At 70.3% G+C, this 20,019-nt stretch carries 19 protein-coding genes; 8 read left to right on the forward strand and 11 right to left on the reverse strand.

What is annotated here, in order from left to right; all coding sequences use genetic code 11:
- The first annotated feature begins 207 nt into the window (after positions 1-207).
- Together K2W61_RS25565 and K2W61_RS25570 are read left to right on the forward strand one after the other, a co-directional pair.
- Positions 208-1,275 (forward strand): AraC family transcriptional regulator, encoded by a 1,068-nt coding sequence (locus K2W61_RS25565; protein ID WP_236756804.1) that lies wholly within the window; start codon positions 208-210, stop codon positions 1,273-1,275.
- A 94-nt stretch (positions 1,276-1,369) separates the two neighbouring features.
- Entirely contained in the window at positions 1,370-1,738 is a 369-nt protein-coding gene (locus tag K2W61_RS25570; protein WP_175131767.1) for a VOC family protein, read from the forward strand.
- Positions 1,739-1,814: 76 nt separating this feature from the next.
- Here the strand turns inward: K2W61_RS25570 and K2W61_RS25575 are convergent, their stop codons facing one another.
- From K2W61_RS25575 to K2W61_RS25610, 8 genes are all read right to left on the reverse strand, one after another.
- Positions 1,815-2,708, reverse strand: coding sequence for a SphA family protein (locus K2W61_RS25575; protein ID WP_236756805.1), 894 nt, complete (start codon positions 2,706-2,708; stop codon positions 1,815-1,817).
- A complete protein-coding gene (locus K2W61_RS25580) occupies positions 2,705-4,333 on the reverse strand; it encodes a phytoene desaturase family protein (RefSeq protein ID WP_236756806.1) in 1,629 nt (542 codons plus the stop codon). The genes K2W61_RS25575 and K2W61_RS25580 overlap by 4 nt, the downstream gene beginning before the upstream one ends.
- A gap of 79 nt (positions 4,334-4,412) precedes the next feature.
- The gene (locus K2W61_RS25585; RefSeq protein WP_236756807.1) at positions 4,413-4,928 is read right to left on the reverse strand and encodes a flavin reductase family protein; all 516 of its coding nucleotides are present in this window, start codon (positions 4,926-4,928) and stop codon (positions 4,413-4,415) included.
- Positions 4,928-6,169, reverse strand: coding sequence for a styrene monooxygenase/indole monooxygenase family protein (locus tag K2W61_RS25590; protein WP_175141126.1), 1,242 nt, complete (start codon positions 6,167-6,169; stop codon positions 4,928-4,930). Before K2W61_RS25590 ends, K2W61_RS25585 begins: the two co-directional genes overlap by 1 nt.
- A gap of 68 nt (positions 6,170-6,237) precedes the next feature.
- The gene (locus K2W61_RS25595) at positions 6,238-7,026 is read right to left on the reverse strand and encodes an SDR family oxidoreductase (RefSeq protein ID WP_175141125.1); all 789 of its coding nucleotides are present in this window, start codon (positions 7,024-7,026) and stop codon (positions 6,238-6,240) included.
- A 194-nt stretch (positions 7,027-7,220) separates the two neighbouring features.
- Complete coding sequence (locus tag K2W61_RS25600) at positions 7,221-7,850, reverse strand: class I SAM-dependent DNA methyltransferase (protein ID WP_175141124.1); 630 nt, start codon at positions 7,848-7,850, stop codon at positions 7,221-7,223.
- A 99-nt stretch (positions 7,851-7,949) separates the two neighbouring features.
- Positions 7,950-9,806, reverse strand: a complete 1,857-nt coding sequence (locus K2W61_RS25605) for a phosphoenolpyruvate carboxykinase (GTP) (RefSeq protein WP_236756808.1) — start codon at positions 9,804-9,806, stop codon at positions 7,950-7,952.
- A gap of 166 nt (positions 9,807-9,972) precedes the next feature.
- A complete protein-coding gene (locus K2W61_RS25610; protein ID WP_175131759.1) occupies positions 9,973-11,595 on the reverse strand; it encodes an acyl-CoA synthetase in 1,623 nt (540 codons plus the stop codon).
- 93 nt (positions 11,596-11,688) lie between these two features.
- Between K2W61_RS25610 and K2W61_RS25615 the strand changes: the two genes are divergently transcribed.
- Positions 11,689-12,414, forward strand: coding sequence for a TetR/AcrR family transcriptional regulator (locus K2W61_RS25615; protein WP_175131758.1), 726 nt, complete (start codon positions 11,689-11,691; stop codon positions 12,412-12,414).
- Here K2W61_RS25615 and K2W61_RS25620 read toward each other — a convergent pair.
- Entirely contained in the window at positions 12,378-13,289 is a 912-nt protein-coding gene (locus K2W61_RS25620) for an SDR family oxidoreductase (protein WP_175131757.1), read from the reverse strand. The genes K2W61_RS25615 and K2W61_RS25620 overlap by 37 nt on opposite strands.
- Positions 13,290-13,426: 137 nt before the next feature.
- Here K2W61_RS25620 and K2W61_RS25625 point away from each other — a divergent pair, with 137 nt between their 5' ends.
- The 5 genes from K2W61_RS25625 to K2W61_RS25645 all read left to right on the forward strand — a co-directional run bounded on the left by K2W61_RS25625 (position 13,427) and on the right by K2W61_RS25645 (position 18,334).
- Complete coding sequence (locus K2W61_RS25625) at positions 13,427-14,221, forward strand: enoyl-CoA hydratase/isomerase family protein (protein WP_175131756.1); 795 nt, start codon at positions 13,427-13,429, stop codon at positions 14,219-14,221.
- Positions 14,222-14,330: 109 nt separating this feature from the next.
- The gene (locus tag K2W61_RS25630) at positions 14,331-15,725 is read left to right on the forward strand and encodes an MATE family efflux transporter (RefSeq protein ID WP_175131755.1); all 1,395 of its coding nucleotides are present in this window, start codon (positions 14,331-14,333) and stop codon (positions 15,723-15,725) included.
- A 26-nt stretch (positions 15,726-15,751) separates the two neighbouring features.
- Positions 15,752-17,032: a Zn-dependent hydrolase gene (locus K2W61_RS25635; RefSeq protein ID WP_236756809.1), complete on the forward strand. Its 1,281-nt coding sequence runs from the start codon at positions 15,752-15,754 to the stop codon at positions 17,030-17,032.
- 19 nt (positions 17,033-17,051) lie between these two features.
- The gene (locus K2W61_RS25640) at positions 17,052-17,387 is read left to right on the forward strand and encodes a thioredoxin family protein (RefSeq protein ID WP_175131753.1); all 336 of its coding nucleotides are present in this window, start codon (positions 17,052-17,054) and stop codon (positions 17,385-17,387) included.
- A 59-nt stretch (positions 17,388-17,446) separates the two neighbouring features.
- Complete coding sequence (locus tag K2W61_RS25645; RefSeq protein ID WP_175131969.1) at positions 17,447-18,334, forward strand: DMT family transporter; 888 nt, start codon at positions 17,447-17,449, stop codon at positions 18,332-18,334.
- Between the two features lie 38 nt (positions 18,335-18,372).
- On the opposite strand, the gene K2W61_RS25650 is transcribed toward K2W61_RS25645, so the two are convergent.
- Positions 18,373-19,260: a DMT family transporter gene (locus K2W61_RS25650; RefSeq protein WP_175131752.1), complete on the reverse strand. Its 888-nt coding sequence runs from the start codon at positions 19,258-19,260 to the stop codon at positions 18,373-18,375.
- The gene (locus tag K2W61_RS25655) at positions 19,251-19,985 is read right to left on the reverse strand and encodes a GNAT family N-acetyltransferase (RefSeq protein ID WP_175141121.1); all 735 of its coding nucleotides are present in this window, start codon (positions 19,983-19,985) and stop codon (positions 19,251-19,253) included. Before K2W61_RS25655 ends, K2W61_RS25650 begins: the two co-directional genes overlap by 10 nt.
- Between the last annotated feature and the right edge of the window lie 34 nt (positions 19,986-20,019).

Here is a 20,019-nt window from a genome sequence, read left to right on the forward strand (position 1 = left end):
CCCCTGGCGGTTTCCCGCAATGCGCGGATAGCCTGCGCAAAAAATGGCTAGTCCGAGACCCGCTGGGACGGGTTTTCCAGCAGTCCCGCCGCGGGCCGGCCGTTTTACTATGAAGGCCATCATAAAGGCGAGTCACAGACGTGGCCGCCAGGGGAACCGGTGGCCGCTGCCCGCCGGACATCAGGACCTGAGCAAGGAATCCCGGCCATGCTGAACACGATGCAGTCCGATGCCGAGACGTCATGGCCATCCGCCGGCCCCCGCCCGGCCGCAGCGGCAATGGCCGGCGCCGCGCAATGGCGCGCCGACGCGATCCTGGCGATGCCCGCGCAGCAACTGTTCGCCTCGGGCGACCTGGACGAAGCGCGCGCGATGGTGGGCCGGGTGATGCGGCCGCACCACCTGGGCGTGGTCGGATCGGCGCAGCGCCTGGACGCGCGCATGCACCACCAGCCGCTGGGCGAGGTCTCGCTGAACCGGCTGCGCTACGGGGCGCATGTCGAGATCCGCCCGGGGCCGCTGGAAGATTTCTTTCTGGTGCAGATGCCGCTATCGGGCACCGCCCTGATCGAGAGCGGGCCGCAGCGGATCGATTCGACGCCGGACGTGGCGTCGGTGGTCAGTCCGGAAGACGACCTGGCGATGCATTGGGCCGACGACAACGACCAGTTCATGCTGCGCGTGGGCCGTTCGCTGCTGGAGCGCACGCTGATGGGTCACCTGGGCTGTACGCTGGATCGCCCGTTGCGCTTCCAACTGGGCTTCCGCTGGCGCGAGTGCCCGGCCTGGCGCTGCCTGATGGCGTATCTGCTGGACTGTTCGTCACAACACACCGACCTGGCCGGGCACAGGCTGATCGTGCACCAGATGGAACAACTGGTGGCGGCGACGCTGCTGTCCGCCCTGCCCCACAACTACAGCGCCACCCCGGCGGGCCGCCGCGGCGCGGTGCTGCCGCGCCACGTGCGCTGTGTGCAGGATTACCTGCAGACGCATGCGCACGAGCCGGTCAGCGCCGAGCAGCTGGCGCGCATCGCCGGCGTCAGCGTGCGCAGCCTGTATGCCGGCTTCAAGGAATTCCTGGGGATCAGTCCCATGCACTATCTGCGCGACCTGCGCATGGAGCGGGCGCGCGCCGAGCTGATGTCGGGTGAATGCCAGAACGTCGCCGGCGTGGCGTTGCGCTGGGGTTTCGCGCACCTGGGGCGTTTCAGCGCCAGCTACAAGGCGCGCTACGGCGAAAGCCCCAGCCAGAGCGTGCGGCGGCTGGGCTGACGGCCCGGCGGAATGCGCCGCGCTTTGCCTATACTGGGGCGATGGCTGGCGATTCATGCCATGGCGCGGCACTTTCCAGAACGGAGCACGGCACATGTTCGATCACATAGGCGTGGGCGTCGGCGATCTCGCCGCCAGCCGGGAATTCTATCTGCGGGCACTGCGTCCGCTGGGCGTGCAACTGGCCATGACCGGGCCCGACAGCGTCGGGCTGGGCAAGGCCGGCAAGCCCTCCCTCTGGCTATATCCCACCGCCGCGGTGTCGCCGCCGCTGCACCTGGCCTTCACCGCGGACGACCGGGCAACCGTGGACGCCTTCCACCATGCCGCGATCGCCGCCGGCGCCCGGGACAACGGGCCGCCCGGCCTGCGCCCGCACTATCATCCGAACTATTACGCGGCCTTTGTGATCGGGCCGGACGGCCACAACCTGGAAGCGGTCTGCCACCGGCCCGCAGACTGACCGGCCGGCGGGCCGCCGTCGTCCGCCCCGCTGAGCCAGGACGGCCCGGGTCGCGCGGCAACCCCGGCCGCGCGCCCTAGAACGGAATCGACGCCTTCACGTACAACTGCGCGCCTTGCGGCCGGTTCTTGACCTTGAATTCCTGCTGCCACTTGGCGGTGAACAGCCAGCCTCGGTCGTTCATGTAGCGCACCGATGGCCCCACGCCGAACGCGCGGGCGCGGCCGGCGGCGCTGTTGGGACCGCTATCGTCGGTGACCTGCTGGAAGGCGTGGCCGCCCACCCCCAGCACCCAGCCCTTGCCCACGCCCCAGCCAAGGGCATAGTCGGCATGGATCGCCTGCCCCGAACGGGTGTCGGTGGCGCTGTTGCGGAAGTTGAAGTCGTACATCAGCTTCAAGTCGGCGTTGAAGCCGTCCGGGCTGACGCGGCTGAGCGCGAACACGGGCTGCGCGGTCCAGTAGTTCTTGCCCAGGCTGGACGGGTCCTTGCGGTCGTATTCGCCGGTGGGCGCGTACATGTCCAGGCCGACCACGTAGTGCAGCGATTCGGACAGGTGGTAGCCCAGCGCCACGCCCAGCGTCATGTCGCCCAGGCCGGTGCTGCGATAGCGCTGGCCGCCGGCCTTGAAGGTGACGTCCAACAGCGGCGCGATGGCGTGGAAGGCCAGTTGGCCGCCGAACACCTGCTGCGGCGTGACCCAGATCAGGCGCGGGGCCAGCACGTTGACGTCGACCTTGAAGTCCGGCACCGACAGGCGTTCGCCGTCGTTGCCGCGCAGCTTGTCGTAGCGGGCGCCGCCGCCATAGACCAGCATGTGCAGCCCGGGCGGCGGCAACGCGCCCGACATGAAGTTCTCCAGGCCATCCGGGTAAATGCCCAGGCCGCCGCCTTCGGTGGCTTGCGCCACGCCGCCGGCCAGCGCCAATGCCGCGGCGCAAGCCAGCCGGCGTGTCAGGTGTCTGCTCATGTTCCGCTCCTGCCCCCGCGGGGCGCGAGATGTTGTGCGACGAGATAGCCGGAACCGCCGCCCAGTCCGGGACCCGGGTGGGTGGCGGCGCCGATGTGGAAAAGGTTGCGCAGCGGCGTGCGGTGGCCGCGCGCGCCGTGGCTGCCGGCGAAGGGCCGCAGCCAGAAAAATTGGTCGGGCGAACAGACTCCCGAATAGGGATCGCCGCCCACCAGGTTGCAGTTCAGCGCTTCCAGGTCCGCCGGCGAGTAGCTGCGGCGGCCGATGACGCGTTGCGCGAGACCCGGCATGACCCGCTCCAGGCGCGCCTGCACGCGGTCGGCCACGGCTTCGCGCACGGCCTCGGTCCAGCGGCCGTCGGCGGGCGGTTCGATCAGGCCGGCGGCATCGCCCTTGATGCGCACCGGCAGTTCCTGCATCTGCACCCACAGGATCCAGCCGCCGGCCGGCGCGCGCGATGGGTCGACCGCGACCGGCTGGCCGATGGCCAGTGTCGGCCGTGCCGGCAACAGGCCATTGTTGGCTTCGGTGACCGAGGCGCAAACCTGCTCCATGCTCTCGGTCAGGTGCACCAGCGGCACGTGGCGCAGTTCCGGCGTGCGCCAATCCGGCGGCGCGTTGAGCGCGAAATGGATCTGCATGCCGCCGCGGCCATGGCGGTAGCCGGCGGCGCGGCGCCGCACCGGCGCGGGCGCGTCCGGCAGCAGCGCGCCGTACAACTGGCCTGGCGTGACGTTGCACACCACGGCTTCGCTGGCGCGGTGCTCGCGGCCAGCGGCCAGCACGCCGACGGCGCGGCGGCGGCGGCCCTCGCCGCGCGTCAGGATGCGTTCGACGGCGGCGCCGGTCTGCAGCCGGCCGCCGTGCTGTTCGATGACCCTGGCCAGAGCGTCCACCACGCCCTGGCTGCCGCCCTTGACCACCGGCATGCCGCCGGCCACCACGGCGGCGAACGTCAGCTTGCCGATCAGCGCCGAACAGGCGTCGTCCGGTCCCAGCCCGGTGTGCAGCACCCAGGGCGCGATCAGCGCGCGCGCCGCGTCCGATTGCAGTTCGCGGTCGGACCAGCGGCGAAAGCTCTCCAGGGAATCGGCGGCGAACGCCATCAGGCCATCCAGGCCGCGCCGGCGCCACTGGCCGAACAGCAGCTTGAGCATGCCGGCGCCGTAGGGGTTCTGCCCCAGCACGCCGAAGGTCAGTGCGGCATCTTCGCCGAACAGGCGTTGCGCCATGGCGCCGAAGGCGGCGCCGTCGCCGGGCGCCCAGGCATCCAGGCGCCGCGCGCTGTCGGCGATGTCCTGCTTGAGGGCGATGCCGCTGCCGTCGGGCAGCGCCAGGCCGGTGCTGTAGTCGCCCTGGGCGAATTCCAGGCCGGCCGCCTGCAGCGCCGGCTTGAGGGCCGCGTAGGCGGGACTGCCGACGAACAGCGGGTACCAGCTGGACAACACGTCGTGGCGGTAGCCGGGAAACAATTCCTCGGTGCGGATGCAGCCGCCCAGGCGGTCGTTGCGTTCCAGCACCAGCACCGATTTGCCGCGCTGCGCCAGCAGCGCCGCGCACACCAGCGAATTCATGCCGCTGCCCACCACGATGATCTGGGCATCGGGCGCCGACGATAAGGACATCACAGGCTCCGGCCGGCCACGCGGGCCGGGAAAGTTAATGAAGCACACGCACGCAAGGTGCCGGGCCGCGCGCGCACGATCACGCCCCGGCGCTCGGCGTCAAGGCCGTGAAGCGCCCCGCGTGGAACACCAGCGGCGTGGCCGCCGCGCTGGCCACGCGCAGCACCCGGCCAAACAGCAGCAGGTGGTCGCCGGCCGGGCTTTGCTGGTCGTTGGCGCAGACCAGCGTGGCCACGGCGCCGGCGATGGCGGGCACACCCTCGGGCACCTCGTGCAGTTCCGCACCCTCGAACTTGTCCGGCACCGTCGGATCGGCAAAACGCCGCGCCAGCGCCTCCTGGCCGCAGGCCAGCACGCTGATGGTGAAGTGGTCGCAGTCGCGGAACGCCGCCAGGTTGGGCGAGCGGTTCACCAGGCTCCACAGCACCAGCGGCGGATCGAGCGATAGCGAGGCGAAGGAGTTGATGGTCAGCCCGACCTTGCGGCCGTCCGGACCGCGCGTGGCGACGATAGCCACGCCGGTCGGGTAGCTGCCCAGCACGCCGCGCAGGACCTTGGGGTGCAGGTCCGTGCTGCCCCAGTCCAGGGCCGCCATCACGCCGCCGCCCGGGTGGATTTTTCGGCGATGAAGGCCTGGCACGCCGCCGCGTCGGTCCACCACGGGAAGAAGCCGGGTGGATGGTTGAAGCCGTTGGCGATGGCGCTGGCCAGCGCGGGCGCGTCGCCGGCGGCCTGCAGCAACTGCAGCAGGTGCGGCGGCGGCGGCAACAGCATCGAGTTGGTCCAGTCGACCACGGCGCTGGCGTAGTCCCAGAAGCGCTCGAAGGTCTGCTGCATCCAGTCGGCCGTGAAGGGCTGGTCGCCGCGCGCCAGGATCGCTTCCAGGTAGACGGCGCAGGCCTTGGTGGCGTTGTTGGAACCCTGGCCGGTGATGGGATCGTTGGTGACCACCGCATCGCCCAGGCCCAGCACCAGGCGACCCGACGGCAGCGTCATGACCGGCTTGCGCACCGTGGGCGCGAAGCTGCCGGCCAGGATGCCGTTGGCGTCGGTCAGTTCCACGGCGGCGCAGCGCTCGGCCTCCCAGGGCAGGAAAGTGCGCAGGATGTCCAGGCTCTGCGCCAGGTGGGCCTGCGGCGTCCTGATGTCGCGCCAGCAGTCCATCGGCCCGCCCGGCACGCCTTCGAACACCATGATTTCGCAGGGGCCGCTGTGGGTCAGCGCGGGGAATACGAAGTACTCGCCGACGCCAGGAATCAGGTTGAAGGCGACCCGCGAGAACTGCGGCGCCGGGCGCATGCCGTGGACATAGGTCAGCGCCAGCGCGCGTTGCGGTTTGTCGAAGCGCGAACGCGCGGCATCGCGCTCGAACAGCTTGACCACCTCGCCCTTGCCGGCGGCCAGCAGCACCAGGTCGTGCGAGGCGGCCAGCAGCTCCAGTTCGGCCACGCCGCCGTCCTGGATCAGCAGCCGGCCGCCACGGGCCGCGAACAATTCCATCCAGGCCGGCATCTTGATGCGCTGGTCCACCGCCTGCGCCGGGCGGTCCAGGCGCGCGGCCCAGTCGATCAGCTTGTGGCCGGCGAGCTCGGGATGCGGCACGGCCAGGCCGATGCCTTCGACCGGCGGACAGCCAGCCTCCCACTGATTCAGGCCCAGGTCGCGCTCGATCTGCAGCGAGGCGTCGAACATGCACTGACTCGACATGACCTTGCCGCGCCGGATGTCGTCCGGCTCGCGGTTGGTGACCACGGTTACCTCGTAGCCCTTGTCCAGCAGGCCCAGGGCCAACGGCAGGCCGGCCTGCCCGCCTCCGACGATTGCGATTCGACGCATGATGGATCTCCTGATTGGTATGCGGGCCCGCCGGGTTCGCGGCGGGCCGGGGTGCGGGAAGGCCGGCCTTATTCGGCCAGGCGCGGGATGGCGGGGCGAGCCTGTTCGGGGCCCATGGCGGAGTAGCCGCCGTCCACGGCGTAGTCGGCGCCGGTGACAAAGCTGGCGTGGTCCGACAGCAGGAAAGCGACCACTTCGGCCACTTCGGCCGGATCGCCGGCGCGGCCCAGCAGGTGGAAGTCGGCGGCGACGCGGTCGGTCTTGGCGCGGTCGCCGTGGGTCAGCTCGTCCATGACGCGCGACCAGGTCCAGCCCGGCGAGACGGAATTGACGCGGATGCGGTCGCCGGCGTAGTCCATCGCCAGGCTGCGGGTGACCTGCAGCAAGGCGGCCTTGGACACCGGGTAGAGCCAGCGGCCGGTCTGCGCCACGCGCGACGAGATGCTGGTGAAGTTGACGATGGCGCCGCCGCCGGCGGCCACCAGGTGCGGGTGCACGGCGCGGGCAGCCATGACGGCGCTGACGACGTTGATGTCCAGCGCGCGCAGCCAGTCGGCGCGGCCGGAGGCGGCGCCGTCGTCGAGATATGTAGCGGCCAGATTGACCAGGTAGTCGATGCGGCCGAAATGGCGGGCGGCCTCGGCGACGCCGCGCGCCAGTTGGGCGTCGTCGGTGATGTCGAGCGGCCAGGCGCGGATGCCGTCGGGGTCGGTGGCGGCGACGCGTTCAGCGCCGTCGGCGTCGATGTCGAAGATGGCGACGCGCACGCCCTTGGCCCGCAGCGCGGCGACGACGCCGGCGCCGATCAGCGTGGCGCCGCCGGTAACGATGGCGGTTTTATCGGCCAGTCCCTTCATTTGTATGCCTCTTGGGTTGCTGAGATCGTGAGGCGGATGTTGGGACCGGGCGGGCGGGAGGCGGTAGCCGGATTTGGCGGTGGCTATCCGGGAAGTGCGGGTATTGCGGGGAGGGTTGATGCAGGTCCAGGGGAAATGGCCAGGGAGTGCTTTGGGTATCCGTTCCTGGCGCTTTGGCGGCGGCGGGCGTTCCGCTAGTCCTTCCGTCTCCATACGCTGGCCAGCCACGGTTGTTGTTCGCGCGGCAGGCCGTCGGGGCGGTAGTAGTGTTCCAGCGCTTCGAAGCCGGCGGCCTGCAGCAGGGTGCGCCAGCCATCCAGGTCGTGATAGGCGCCGTAGCGGCCGCGGTTCCAGCCCTCCTGGTTGCCGCCGCGGGGGTTGGAGCTGAACAGGACGCCGCGCGGCTTGAGGGTGGCGCGCAGCTCGCGCAGCACGCGGGGCAGTTCCTGGGTCGGGACGTGGAACAGGACCGCATTGGCGAAGATGCCGTCGAAGCGAGCGGCGGGCAGTTGCAAACGCAGGAAGTCCTGGTGCCAGACTTCGCAGCCGCTGGCGGCGCGGGCCATGGCGACGAAGCTGGGGGTGCCGTCCAGGCCGACGGGGCGATGGCCGAGGGCGGCGAAGGTCTTGAGGTCGCGGCCGGGGCCGCAGCCCAGGTCGAGGATGTCACAGGGCGGTTCGCCCTCGATGTGGCGCAGCAGCGCGGCGATGTTCTGGCTGACGTCGTGGTCGCGCGTGCCGGCCTCGAAGGCCTGGGCGCTTTCTTCGTAGTGGGCCAGCGTCAGTTCGGTGATCTTGGCGAGGTCTTCGGCGTCGAGTTTCATGGCCCGATTGTGCCGCAAAAAAAACCGCGCACGTCACCATGCGCGGGTTTGTGGCCGGGCGCGGCCGGCCTAGGCGCGGCCGGCGCAGGCGCGCCAGCCTCAGGCGGCCAGGCGGCCTTCGATCCGGGTCTTGGTGGCGGGCAGGTCTTCCGGCAGGCCCTGGGCCAACTGGCCGAACAGCGCGTCGTGCAGCGCCAGTTCGTCGCGCCAGGCGCCATCGTCCACCGACATGACCTGTTCGAACTTGTCAGGGCTGAATTCCAGGCCGGTCCAGTCAATGTCCTGGTAGCTGGGCGAGATGCCGAACACCTGGTCGACGCCGCCGGCCTGGCCGTCGATGCGGCCCAGCATCCAGCGCAGCACGCGCATGTTCTCGCCGAAGCCGGGCCAGACGAACTTGCCGTCCGGGCCCTTGCGGAACCAGTTGACGCAGTAGATGCGCGGCAGCGCGGCGCCGGCGGCCTCGAGCTGCTTGCCCAGCTTGAGCCAGTGCGTGAAGTAGTCGCTCATGTTGTAGCCGCAGAACGGCAGCATGGCGAACGGGTCGCGCCGCACCACGCCCTGCTGGCCAACGGCCGCGGCGGTGGTTTCCGAGCCCATGGTGGCGGCCATGTAGACGCCTTCGACCCAGTTGCGCGCCTCGGTCACCAGCGGCACGGTGGTGGAGCGGCGGCCGCCGAAGATGAAGGCGTCGATCACCACGCCCTGCGGGTTTTCCCATTCGGGGTCGATCGACGGGCACTGCGCCGCCGGGGCGGTGAAGCGCGCATTGGGATGGGCGGCCTTGCGGCCGGTTTCGCGGGCGATGGCGGGGGTCCAGTCCTGGCCCTGCCAGTCGATCAGGTGGGCCGGCGGCGTGTCGGTCATGCCTTCCCACCAGACGTCGCCGTCGTCGGTCAGGGCGACGTTGGTGAAGATGACGTTGGCCTTGAGCGTGGCCATGGCGTTGAAGTTGGTCTGCTCGCTGGTGCCCGGGGCCACGCCGAAATAGCCGGCCTCGGGGTTGATGGCGTGCAGGCGGCCGTCGGCGCCCGGCTTGATCCAGGCGATGTCGTCGCCGATGGTGGTGACCTTCCAGCCGTCCATGCCCTGCGGCGGGATCAGCATGGCGAAGTTGGTCTTGCCGCAGGCCGACGGGAAGGCGGCGGCAACGTGGTACTTGCGGCCCTTGGGCGAGGTCACGCCCAGGATCAGCATGTGTTCGGCCAGCCAGCCCTGGTCGCGGCCCATGGTGGAGGCGATACGCAGCGCGAAGCACTTCTTGCCCAGCAGCGCGTTGCCGCCGTAGCCCGAGCCGAAGCTCCAGATCTCGCGGCTCTTGGGAAAGTGGACGATGTACTTGGTGGCGTTGCAAGGCCAGGCCACGTCGGCCTCGCCGGCGGCCAGCGGCTTGCCGACCGAATGCACGCAGGGCACGAAGTCGCCTTCGGCGCCGAGCACGTCGTACACCTGCTTGCCCATGCGCGTCATGATGCGCATGTTGACCACGACATAGGGGCTGTCGGACAGTTCGACGCCGATGTGGGCGATGTCCGAGCCCAGCGGGCCCATCGAGAACGGCACCACGTACAGCGTGCGGCCACGCATGGCGCCGTCGAACAGGCCGTTGAGCGTGGCGCGCATCTCGGCCGGTTCGGCCCAGTTGTTGGTGGGGCCGGCGTCCTCGGGACGGTCGGCGCAGATGAAGGTGCGGTCTTCGACCCGCGCCACGTCCGACGGATCGGAACAGGCCAGGAACGAATTGGGCCGCTTGGCCGGATTGAGCCGGCGCATGGTGCCGGCCTGGACCATCTGCTCGCACAGGCGGTCGTACTCTTCCTGCGAGCCATCGCACCACTCGACGCGGTCCGGCTTGGCCAGCGCCACCACACTGGCGACCCAGTCGATCAGGCCGCGGTGCTTGACGTACGCGGGTACGTTCAAGGCCGCCAGGGCCCCGTCCAAGGGCTTATTCATCAGGGTTATCTCCATACTTAGGCTGATGGCGATACGGCCCCGTTTGACTGGGGCCGTATACATGTTTGCGCCATCATACTTGCAGCGGCGGGCAGGCCGTCAACCCGACCAAACGGACGAGTTTGTCACCGGGTTTGTCACCCGGATTTTCCCGCCCCGCCACGGCTCAGGCGTAGCTGCCATCGCGCAGGGAACGGCGAATGATCTTGCCGGTGGCGGTGGTCGGCAAACTGGTTACAAAGCGGATGCGGCGCGGATATTCGTGCGCCGCCAGGCGGGTGCGCACGTGCGCCTGCAAGGCCTTGATCAGCGCGTCGTCGCCGACCACGCCGTCGTGCAGCACCACATACGCCATCACCACCTCGGTGCGCTCGGCATCGGGCACGCCCACCACGGCGGCCATGCGCACCGCGGGATGGCCCAGCAGGCAGTCCTCGATCGGCCCGGGGCCGATGCGGTAGCCCGCGCTGGTGATGACGTCGTCGTTGCGGCCGACGAAGCGGATGAAGCCATCGGCATCGCGCACCCCCATGTCGCCGGTCAGCAGGTAATCGCCGGCGAACTTCTCGGCGGTGGCCGGGGGATTGTTCCAGTAGCCCAGGAACATTACCGGATCGGGCCGCAATACGCCGATATTGCCCTCCTGACCATCGGCCATTTCGACGCCCCGCTCATCCACGATGGCGACCCGGTGGCCGGGCGCGGCGCGGCCGATGCTGCCGATGCGCGGTTCGAACAGCGACGAGCACGACGACACCAGCATGTTGCATTCGGTCTGGCCGTAGAACTCGTTGATGGTCACGCCCAGCACGCGGCGGCCCCAATCGATCAACTCGGCGCCCAGCGATTCGCCGCCGCTGGCCACCGAGCGCAGCGCCAGCGCGCCGGGCGCGGGCGGATTAGAGACGCCGCGCATCATCTTGAGCGCGGTGGGCGGCAGGAAGGTGTGGGTGACGCCATGGCGCGCCATCAGGTCGAAGGCCGCGGCGCCGTCGAATTTCTCGAAGCGCCGCGCCAGCACCGGCACGCCGTGGTGCCAGGCCGGCAGCAGCACGTCCAGCAGGCCGCCGATCCAGGCCCAGTCGGCCGGTGTCCACATCAGCCTGGCCTGCTCGGGGAAGAATTCGTGCGACATCTCCACGCCCGGCAGGTGGCCCAGCAGCACGCGGTGCGCGTGCAACGCGCCCTTGGGCTTGCCGGTGGTGCCCGAGGTGTAGATGATGACGGCCGGATCGTCGGCGGCGGTGGGCTCGGGCGCGAACTGTTCGGACTCCGCGTCCAGCGCCGCGTGGAACGACAGCGCGCCGCCCTCGCCCGGACCGTCGATGCAATAGAGCGTCTTCAGGGCCGGCAGCGAGGCGCGGATCTCCCGCAGGCGGCGGCAGCCCTCGGCGTCGGTGACCAGCGCGGCCGCGCCGCTGTCGGCCAGCCGGTATTGGATGGCGTCGACGCCGAACAAGGTGAACAGCGGCACCGCCACCGCGCCCAGCTTGTAGACAGCGATGTGGGTCACGGCGGTCTCGGGCGCCTGCGGCAGGTACACCGCCACGCGGTCGCCGCGCCGCACGCCCTGGCGCCGCAGCGCGTTGGCCAACTGGTTGGCGCGCGCCTTGATCTGGTCGAAGCTGTAGCGCGTCTGGCTGCCGTCGCTTTTCTCGTGGATCAGCGCCAGCCGGCCGCTGCCATCGGCCCACTTGTCGCAGGCGTCCACGCCGATGTTGTAGGCCGCCGGCACGCGCCATTGGAAGGACGCCGCCAACTGCGCGTAGGTTTCGGTTCTGGACAGCATGATGCATCGGTCTCCGTGTCGTTGTTTTTATGGTCGTTATTTTTGGTCGTTATGATAGTAAGCCTTGGCTATCGCCCCTTCCCCGCCGCCCCCATGGAAAAAACCGCCGCCGTCCCGATGCGCCGCCCGCCGGCCAGCGCCAAGTCCGAGCAACGGATACGGGACATCCTGCGGGTCGCGCGGCAGGTGTTTTCCGAGGCCGGCTTCCAGGCCGCCACCACCACCGAGATCGCGCAGCGGCTGGGCGTGTCCGAAGCCACGGTGTTCACCTATTTCGGCGGCAAGCGCGAGCTGTGCGTGCGCGTCATCAGCGACTGGTACGACGAGATCATCGCCAAGGTCGAGGACTACCTGCCGCACGTGCAGGGCGCGCGGGCCCAACTGCACTACCTGGTGCATGCGCACCTGCGCCACCTGCTGGCCGAGGGCACCGGGCTGTGCGCCTTCATCCTGTCCGAAGGCCGCGCCCGCAACGACGATTTCGGCGAGATCTACGCCGGCCTGCAGCGGCGCTACACCGCGCCGCTGATGCGCATCCTGGCGCAAGGCCAGGCCGACGGCCACGTGCGCCGCGACATGCCGCTGCGCCTGCTGCGCTCGGCGATCTACGGCCCGATGGAACATGTGCTGTGGGACGCCATCCTGCGCGGCACGCGCGTGGACGTGGCGGCCACCGCCGACCTGTTGGTCGACTTCCTGTGGCAGGCCTTGCAGCCGCCGCGCCGCGATGCGCTGGCGCTGGCGCAATTCCGTGGCGAGGTGCAAGACGCCCTGCATCGGCTTCAGTCCGCCGAGAACAAGGACGGCGGCGCGTACTGAGGAAAGCCGTCGAAGGTTTCGCCGCGCTCGGCCGGCGGCAGGGTCCAGGAATGGCGCGCGTTGGGCACGCCGCCATCGACGCGGATGACGCTGCCGTTGATGAAGGCCGCCGCCGGCGACAGCAGGAACACCACCGCCGCCGCCAGCTCGGCCTCGGTGCCGAAGCGCTGCAGCGGCACCTTGGCGGCCAGGCCGCGCAGCACCGCGCGGTAATCCTCGCCGTAGCTGTCCATGCCGCTGGAGGCGATCCAGCCGGGCGCCACCGCGTTCACGCGCACGCCGGCATGGGCCCATTCGCAGGCCGCCGTCTCGGTCAGGTTCCAGACGCCGGCGCGGGCCGCGCCGGAATGCCCCATGCCGGGCATGCCGCCCCAGATGTCGGCCAGCATGTTGACGATGGCGCCGCCATGTTGGCGCATGTGCTGGGTATAGACCTCGCGCGCCACCAGGAAGGTGCCGTGCAGGTTGTTCTGCACCACCGCGTTCCAGCCATTGAAGCTGATCTGGTCCAGCGGCGCCGGGAACTGGCCGCCGGCGCAGTTGAACAGCCCGTCGATGGCGCCGTGCGCGGCCAGCGCGTCGGCCACCGCGCCGCGCACGCCGGCTTCGACGCGGATGTCGCAGGCGTGCAGCGTAATGCGGCCGGCGGTCTCGGGATAGATGCGGGCAAGCGCGTCGTGCGCGGCCTGCAGCTTTTCCAGCTTGCGGCCCACTAGCGCCAGGCGCGCGCCCAGCGAGGCCAGCTCATGTGCGGTGCAGCGGCCCAGGCCGCTGCCGCCGCCAGTGACCATGACGGTCTTGCCCTCGAACAAGCCCGGCCGGAAGACCGACGCGTAGCGCGTCGTGGCGGCGGCACCGTCGTGAGAAGGGTTCATGTCTCGCTCCGTTATTATTTGTTGAGGATAACTCAATAGCTGACCCAAAAACGTATCCCGTAGGCGTATTACCCTATGGAAACAATAGGTGATATCAGGTTATTAATTGAGCCTGAATCAACAATAGGAAGAGCCGCATGACCACGCCGCCCCCCCCGCTGCTGGTGGAGCGCGACGGCCCCGTCGCCCGCCTGACGCTGAACCGCCCGGACAGGCGCAACGCCTTCGACGAGACGCTGATCGCGGCCCTGACCACGGCCGTGCGCGAAGCGGCGGACGACCCGGCGGTGCGGGTGCTGCTGCTGACCGGCGCGGGCAAGGCCTTCTGCGCCGGCGGCGACCTGAACTGGATGCGCAAGATGGCCACGCTGACCGACGCCGACAATCGCGCCGACGCCGGCCGCCTGGCGCAGATGTTGCGCGTCATCTGGTCCTGCCCCAAGCCCGTGGTGGCCGCGGTCAACGGCGATGCCTACGCCGGCGGCATGGGCCTGGTGGCGGCCTGCGACGTCGCCATCGCCGCCGACCCGGCGCAGTTCTGCCTGTCGGAAACCCGCCTGGGCCTGCTGCCGGCCACCATCAGCCCCTACGTGATCCGCGCCATGGGCGAACGCGCCGCCAACCGCTACTTCCTGACCGCCGAGCGCTTCGACGCCGCCGCCGCATACCGCATGGGGCTGCTGCATGGCGTGGTGCCGCTGGCGCAATTGCGGGACGAAGCCGAGGCCGTCTGCCGCGCATTGTGCGACAACGGCCCCCAGGCGGTGCAGGCCAGCAAGCGGTTGGTGCGCGACTTCGCCGGCCGGCCGCTGGACGACGCGCTGGTGGCCGATTCGGTCGAACGCATCGCCGCGGTGCGCGCCTCGGATGAAGCGCGCGAAGGCGTGAGCGCCTTCCTGGAAAAACGCGCGCCCGCCTGGCGCGCGTCCTGACGCGCGACACGGCCGCCTGGTCGGCGATGCCCCGCGCGGGCCAGGGGGAATATCCGGGTTAACCCGTAACGGCGTTTAAGATGCGGGCTTCGTCCACAAGAGAAGCCGCATGCCCGCCCTACGCCGCGCCGCCTGGAAACGTGAAATCGTCGCCACCCTGCTGCTGAGCCTGCCGCTGGTGCTGACCAACCTGGCGCAGATCGCGATGACGGTGACCGACGTGATGTTCATCGGCCACCTGGGCTCGCAACCGCTGGCGGCCAGCGCGCTGGGCGCCAACCTGTATGCGGCGATTGCCTTCTTTGCCCTGGGCCTGGTCAGCGCCACCGCGCCGATGGCCGCGCATGCCGAAGGCGCGCGCCGCAATTCGGTACGCGAGGTGCGCCGCACGGTGCGCCAGGGTTTCTGGAGCGCGGCGCTGATTTCGGTGCCAGGCTGCCTGGCGCTGTGGTTCGGCGAACACATCCTGCTGCTGTTGCGCCAGCCGCCCGAGCTGGCCGCGCCGGCCGGGCAGTATCTGCGCGCGCTGCTGTGGGCCATGCCGCCGTTCCTGGGCTTTCTGGTGCTGCGCTCGTTCGTGGCCGCGCTGCAGCAGCCGCGCTCGGCCTTCATCGTGGCGGTGGGCGCGATCCTGTTCAACGTGTTCGGCAACTGGGTGCTGGTGTTCGGCAACCTGGGGGTGCCGGCCATGGGCCTGATCGGCGCTGGCATCGCCAGCGCCCTGGCCAGCCTGTCGCTGTTCCTGGGCATGGTCATCGTGGTGCTGCGCGGCCGCCGCTTCCGGCGCTACCGGCTGTTCGGCGACCTGTTCAAGCCCGACTGGCCGCGCCTGCGGGCGTTCTGGAAACTGGGCCTGCCGATCGCCGTGGCGACCGCGTTCGAAGTCACCATCTTCAACGCCGCCGCCTTCCTCATCGGCTGGCTGGGCGAGGCCGAGCTGGCGGCGCACGCCATCGCCATCCAGATCGCCAGCGTGACCTTCATGATTCCCTACGGCGTGGCGCAGGCCGCCACGGTGCGGGTCGGCTACGCCCAGGGCGCGGGAGACGGCGCGGGCGTGACGCGCGCCGGCTGGACCGCGTTCGGCCTGGGCATCGGATCGATGGCGATCGCCGCGGCCTTGATGGTGACCGTGCCGTACGCGCTGGTATCGGTATTCATGGACGTGCATGACCCGGCCAACGCCAGGGTGCTGGCCTTCGCGGTCAGCTATCTGGCGGTGGCGGCGGTATTCCAGATCGTCGACGGCGCGCAGGTGCTGGGCGCGGGCATGCTGCGCGGCCTGCACGATACGCGCGTGCCGATGATCTACGCGGCAATCGGCTATTGGGGCGTGGGCCTGCCGTGCGGCGCCTGGCTGGCGTTCCAGGCCGGCTGGCGCGGTGTCGGCGTCTGGAGCGGACTGGCCATCGGGCTGGCGGTGGTGGCGGTGCTGATGATGCAGCGCTGGGCACGCCGCGCGAACCTGGGGCTGGTGCGGCGCCGCGTGTCCCACATGCCATAATCGCCGATGCATTTCCTGGAACCTCCATGCCCACCGCCTCGCCCGCTTTGCCATCCTTGCCTCCCTTGAACGCCGAACGCCTCTGGGCCCGTATCGAAGCCCTGTCGCGTTACACCCTGCCCGACCAGCCCTGGACCCGCCGCGCGTTTTCACCGCTGTTCCTGCAAGCGCGTGAATGGCTGCGCGGCCAGTTCGAGGCCGCCGGCCTGGCGACCCGCCTGGACGCCGGCGGCAACCTCATCGGCACCCGCGCCGGCCGCAACCCGCAACGCAAGCCCATCGCCACCGGCTCGCACTGCGACACCGTCATGAGCGGCGGCCGCTTCGACGGCATCATCGGCGTGCTGGCCGGCATCGAGGTCGCCCACACCATGCAGGAACACGGCATCGAACTGGAGCACCCCTTCGAGGTCATCGACTTCCTGTCGGAAGAACCCAGCGACTACGGCATCTCCTGCGTCGGCAGCCGCGCCCTGAGCGGCCAGTTGAGCGCCGACATGCTGGCCGCGCGCAACGCCGACGGCGAGACGCTGGCGCAGGGCATCGCCCGCATCGGCGGCGATCCCGCCGCGCTGGCCGCGCCCCTGCGCGGCGCGGGCGGCACCGCCGCCTTCGTCGAACTGCACATCGAGCAAGGCCCGGTGCTGGAAAGCCGCCAACTGCCGATCGGCGTGGTCACCAATATTGTCGGCATCCGCCGCGTGCTGATCACGGTCGAGGGCCAGCCCGATCACGCCGGCACCACGCCCATGGACATCCGCCGCGATGCCCTGGTCGGCGCGGCCCGCATCGTCGACGCCGCCAGCCGCCAGGCCAGCGCCGCCAGCGGCAATCCGCATTACGTCGTGGCCACGGTCGGCAAGCTGGCCATGACGCCCAACGCCGCCAATGCCGTGCCCGGCCGCGTCGAGCTGACGCTGGAAATGCGCAGCGACAGCGACGCGGTGCTCGATGCCTTCCCCGAGACCCTGATGGCCGGCGTGGCCGCCGACCTGAAGGCGCTGCGCCTGACCGCCGGTGTCGTGCCGCTGAGCCGGGCCCGGCCCACCGACTGCGCGCCGCAAGTGATGGACGCGGTGCAGGCCGCCGCCGACCAGCTCGGCTACGCCAGCATGCGCCTGCCCAGCGGCGCCGGCCACGACGCCGTCTACATGGCGCCCACCGGTCCCATCGGCATGATCTTCATCCCTTGCCTGAACGGGCGCAGCCACTGCCCCGAGGAATGGATCGAGCCGGCGCAGTTGCTGGATGGCACGCGCGTGCTGTACCAGACCGTGCGGGAGCTGGATCGCGTGCTGTCCCGATAACCCTCACCCAGACACCACCATGGAACAGATAGAACTGAACGACAGCACCGCCGACCGCTACCTGCTGGACGCCCCGGGGCTGACGCTGCTGGTGTTCCACAGCCGTACCTGCGGCACCTGCCGCATCGCGCGCGAACAACTGCCCAAGCTGGCGCTGCCGGTGCAGCGGGTGTGCTGGGTCGACGCCGGCGAAAACGGCGGCCTGGTCGAACGCTACGAGGTCTTCCACCTGCCGGCCATGTTCGTGACCCGCGACGGCGCCTTCTTCGGCCCGGTACAGGCCAGCCTGGCCGAATGGGACCTGCGCCAGCAGATCGGACTGGCGCTGGATAGCTACCCGGCCGAACTGCCTTGAACGCGGCCGCGGCCCTGGCCCCCAGCCGCCGCCCGCTGGACGCGCTGGCCACCGGCGTGATGCTGCTGCTGTGCGTGTGCTGGGGCTTCCAGCAGATCGCCATCAAGCTGGTGGCCGCCGACATCTCGCCCATCATGCAGGTCGGCCTCCGCTCGGCCTTTGCCGCGCTGGTGCTGGGCGCGGTGGTGTGGCGCGCCGAAGGTTCGCGCGCGCTGCGCGATGGCACGCTGGGCGCCGGCGTGCTGGCGGGCCTGCTGTTCGGCTTCGAATTCCTGGCGATCGCGCAGGGACTGGTCTACACCACCGCCTCGCACATGTCGGTGTTCCTTTACACCGCGCCGATCTTCACCGCGCTGGGCCTGCACTGGCGCGTGCCCGAGGAGCGCATGGCGCCGCTGCAATGGGTGGGCGTGGCGCTGGCGTTCGGCGGCATCGCCGTGGCCTTCCTGGGCAATGGCCAGCCGTCGGCCGGCGCCGCCAGCAACATGCTGCTGGGCGACGCGCTCGGCCTGCTGGGCGGGCTGCTGTGGGGCGCCACCACCGTGGCCATCCGCCGCACGTCGCTGTCGGAAGCGGCGCCGTCCAAGACCCTGTTCTATCAAATGGCGGTCGCCGCGCTGGTGCTGCTGGTCTATGCGGCGGCCACCGGCAACGCCGGCATCCGCTACACCCCGTCGGCCATGCTGAGCGTCGGGTTTCAGGCAGTGGTGGTGGCGCTGTCGAGCTATCTGGCCTGGTTCTGGCTGCTGCGGCGCTACCTGGCTTCGCGCCTGTCGATCCTGTCGTTCATGACGCCGCTGTTCGGCGTGTCGTTCGGCGTGCTGATCCTGGACGAGCCGCTGGATGGCGCTTTCGTGGCGGGCGCGCTGATGGTGCTGGCCGGCATCTCGCTGGTGAGCGGCGCCGGCCTGCTGCGCGAGGCGCTGCGGCGCGGCCGGCGGGCCTGAGCCGGCGCGATGCCGCCCCCGGGCTGGCGCGCCGGCTTTCAAGCCCGGCGCGCGCCGCCCAGGTTCAGGACGATCAGCGCCGCGCCCGCCAGCACCAGCGCGAAGCCCCACCAGTCGGCCGCGCCGGGGCGATCGCCCACTAGCGCCATCGCCCCCAGCACGCCGACCACCGGCACCATCAGCGTGGTCAAGGCCGCCACCGTGGCGCTGACCCGTTCGCTCAGCACGAACCACAACCAGTACGCCACCGCCGTGCCCAGCACGATGTGGAATGTCAGCGCCGTGGCCACCCGCGGGCTCCAGCCCCGCGTCGGCAACGACTCGCCCGCCAGCAACACGCCGGCCAGCGCGCAGGCCGCGCCCACCGCCAGCTGCCACGCCGTCACCACAATGCGGTGCCCCATCACCGGCCAGCGCTTCAGGTAGACCGTGCCGGCGGCCCACCCGAAGGCGGCGGTGAGCGGAAACACCAGGCCGCGCGCGGCGGCCGGATCGTGATCGGCGAAGATGGCGCGCAGCACCGGCCAGGCCAGCACCGCCACGCCCGCCGCGCCCAACAGCAGCGCCAGGCCGCGGCGGCGGTCGGGCCGCTCGCCCAGCACGGCCCAGGCCAGCAACGCGGACATCATCGGCATGGTGAAGGTCAGCACCGCGGCGCGCGAGGTGCTGGTGCTGAGCTGGGCCCAGGCCACCGCCAGGTTGAACACCGCCACGGCCAGGACGCCGCCGATGACGATGCCCGGCCACGACGCGCGCGGCGGCAGCAACGGCACCCCCTTGGCGCGCGCCAAGGCCAGCAGCAGCAAGGCGCCGCTGCCCAGCCCCAGCAGCCGCAGGGTGAATGGCGGGCAGATCGACAACACGATCTTGACCGCCGGCCAGTTCAGGCCCCAGAACAGCGCCAGCGCAACGGGAATCAGGCGCACGCGGCCTTTTCCCGGGCGATCAGGTCCGCCAGGCCCTGGCGCTGGTTGCCTTCGGCGTCGAAGTTGGCGGGATCGAGCCAGCTTTCGTAGGCGGCGCGCAGCGCCGGCCATTCACTGTCGATGATCGAGAACCAGGCGGTGTCGCGGCTGCGGCCCTTGTAGACCGTGGCCTGGCGGAAGATGCCTTCGAACTGGAAACCGAGACGCGCGGCGGCGGCGCGCGACGGCGCATTCAGGCTGTCGCACTTCCATTCGTAGCGGCGGTAGCCCAGTTCGTCGAAGGCGCGCCGCATCAGCAGGAACTGCGCCTCGGTGGCGATGCGGGTGCGCTTGAGCCGCGGCGAAAACGCCACGAAGCCAACCTCGATCACGCCGCTGGCCGGGTCGATGCGCATCAGCGACAGCGAGCCGATCGCGCGGCCGCTGGCCAGGTCGATGACGGCGTGATGCATGGGGTCGCTGGCGGCATGGGCCTGCGCCTGCTCGGCGAACTGGCGGTAGGCGGGCGCGTCGGCGAACGGGCCGACGCTCATGTAGGTCCAGTCGCGTCCATCGGGGGCCTGGCTGAAGGCGGCATACAGGTCCGCCGCATGGCGCTCGGCCGACAGCGGCTCCAGGCGGCAGTAGCGGCCCTGCGCGGGCGCCACCGGCGGGCGCGGGCGCGGCGTCCAGCCGGGCAGGTCGGGGCCGATGGGTTGTTCGAATGCGTTGACGCGGGGTTGCATGCTGCGAGGCCTCATCCAGGGGGTTGTGAAACGC

It is taken from the genome of Achromobacter pulmonis (assembly GCF_021733725.1).
Lineage (GTDB): Bacteria > Pseudomonadota > Gammaproteobacteria > Burkholderiales > Burkholderiaceae_B > Achromobacter > Achromobacter pulmonis.